The 2691-nt window shown below is 26.1% G+C and carries 2 protein-coding genes; both read left to right on the top strand.

What is annotated here, in order from left to right:
- Positions 1-1800, top strand: a 1800-nt coding sequence (locus tag AJ936_RS01430) for a hypothetical protein (protein WP_250606979.1), incomplete at its 5' end; no start/stop codon positions are given.
- Positions 1801-1808: 8 nt separating this feature from the next.
- Positions 1809-2570, top strand: coding sequence for a hypothetical protein (locus AJ936_RS01425; protein ID WP_141080064.1), 762 nt, complete (start codon positions 1809-1811; stop codon positions 2568-2570).
- The last annotated feature ends 121 nt before the right edge of the window (positions 2571-2691 follow it).

Here is a 2691-nt window from a genome sequence, read left to right as displayed (position 1 = left end):
TTAGATCAAGATAATACTATAAAACAAGATACACCTAGTTATTATTTTTCTCCTAAAGATGAAAGCAGTGGCAAAGGAAGACTTAGCATCTTTTATAAAAATGATGAACTTTGTTTGCTTAATTATTCTATTATAGAAAATTCTTTAAATATCAAATTAGAATGTTTAAGCAAACAAAGCTTAGAGTATAAAGACTTAATTTCAAACACTTTAAAAGAACAAAAAACCACACAAGTAGATAAAAAACAAGCTATAGCTAAACTTCATGCTCTTTTAGAAAATCAAAACCTAGAATGTATCCATGGAGGTAAAGTCATACTTAAATCAAACAAAGGAAAAACTTTTAAAGATGATGGTGTGCCTATAATGCTAGAAAGTGATTTATTAAACTCTAGTATAGTAGCTTGTCCTAATACTATAGCAGGTGTAAGTGTTCCTTGTACTAAAGTTGTTAATGTAAAAGGATCCTTATCTCAAAAGAAAGTCAATAATGAATATGTAATCTTACAAGAACTCATCTCAGCTTGTAAAACAGATAAAGGCTTTGCTTTAAAAGTAAGCTTTACTCCAAGTAAGTTTAAATTTGATCACAGCTTTGATCCTAAAGAGGGCTTAGGAGAACAAAGTAAAAATCAAATAGAGTTAAAAGAACCTATAATAAGACTTCATTATAAAAGTGATAGATTTCAAAAAGATAATTTACCTATCTATAATCTTTTAATCAATAATGAAAAAAAAGAACAAAATAAGGCTTTAAATGAATTTAATATAGATTTAAAAGATTTAAAAGATATAGAGGATATAAATATTCTTAATCAATTCAAACAAGACTTTAGTAAAGATTATGAATTTAAAGAATTAAATCTTAGCTTTGATACTAATTTAATCAAACTTTATTTTATTATCCCAAAAAACATTGCTAAAGTTTATAAAAGTGCTTATAAGGAATTTGAAAATAAAGATTTAGGAGTAGGGTATTTTACACAGCTACATGAGTATGATAAAATCATCAAAAATTCCCTAGAAGACAATAAAGAATTAAACGAATATCATTTTAGTTTTTTAGCTCCTGCAAAAATGCAAAATTTAAAACTTCAAATCGCACAAGGACTAGATGAAATCTTAGAAGATGAAGATAGAAAACAAGAGTTTTATGTTTGTAAGTTTGTGGTGGTAAATGGGGTTAGTGAAAACAAAATAAAAGCAAAAAATAAAGATGTAAATATAAATAATGGCACAAAATACACAAACACTACAAAAAGCAATAATATAAGTTCTAGTGAAAACAATGCTCAAGAAATCATCCCTGATAATGTTATAAGAATACAAACACAAGATGGCAGTGGGGAGTTTATTGAGATAGTATTTCCTAGTCAATTAGAACTCAATGATAAACCTTTGGAAGATGTGAGTTATACATTTGTTCCGGCTTTAAGAGGTTTATATTCAATGTTTAAAATTACAAGTAGACTTAATAGTGGTTTAACGCGACAAGAGGTAGTGAAAATTATTGAAAAACTACAAAAAGGTAGCAGTGGGAATATTCGCCTTTTGAAAAATAAAAAAGAATTAGATGAACTGTGGCAAAAATTAATAAAAAATGCCACAAAGTTAGAAGAAAAATATATTCCTATAAAAAATCATAAAATAGGACAAATTACGCAAGAAAAATTTATAAGATATAAATTGAATGATGGAATTGATATTATATACAGAACAGGTTCTGGAAGTGGGGGAGAAACAATAAATATTTATGGCAAAAATCCAAAGCTCAATAAAACTATTCATATTAAACCATAGGAATAAAAGTGAAAAGAATAAAAGTAATATATGCAATGGGTAATCCTATTTTTTCTTATAAAGAAAAAGATGATATAGGATATAAAAGTTATGAAAATTTAAGTAAAGTATTAAATAATAAACCATATTTTTCTGAAATGGATTTACTTTTAGAATATTTAAGATACACAACAAAAACAGATATTCTCTTAGCATTTGAATATTTATTATTAAAACTTATTGATGATGAATTTTTTGCAAGACATGAAATAGATGTAAATATCATTCAATTTTATAATATTGATAGTCTTAACAACACTCCTTCTTTAAATACACCCAAACCTACCTATATAAGTGAATATATTAATATCTTGGGGCAACTTTTTCTAGCAGGTTATATAGATTTTGGATCTTATTGTGATGAAGATAGAAATAAAATAGATTATCCCTCAAACTTATCTTATTATAAAGAAGATAAATATCAAGCTTGGATATATTTTAGAGATAATTTTTTTTATAAAGAAAGATTTGAAAGAAATTTGAATGATGATATTATTGTAGATGGATGTAGCACAATGTTTTCTCCCACTTCTTGGGATACACCACAATATTGGTCACAATACAATATCTGGATAGCAACAACCCCAAAAGGCACAAAATACTTCCAAGAAATCTTAGCTCCTAAATTTTACAACAAATACAAAGATTTAGAAGTTGAGATTGATGATAAGGGCAATGTGCTTAGGTGGATAGGAGAGATTAATAGAGAGACAAAAAATATTAGCAAATAAAAAATGATATAATAATGCTTTATATAAGGAATCTTTTATGTTTATAAGTTCTAAAACAGAGTTAATTCAAACTATTAAAAATTTAACAATCAACAATAAAGAAGTTAAACAGATTGATTTT

This window comes from Campylobacter sp. BCW_6877, from assembly GCF_001762445.1.
GTDB classification, from domain to species: Bacteria; Campylobacterota; Campylobacteria; order Campylobacterales; family Campylobacteraceae; genus Campylobacter_D; species Campylobacter_D jejuni.
Note: the sequence above shows the minus strand (reverse complement) of the source record. Positions and strands in the feature narration are given on the sequence as shown.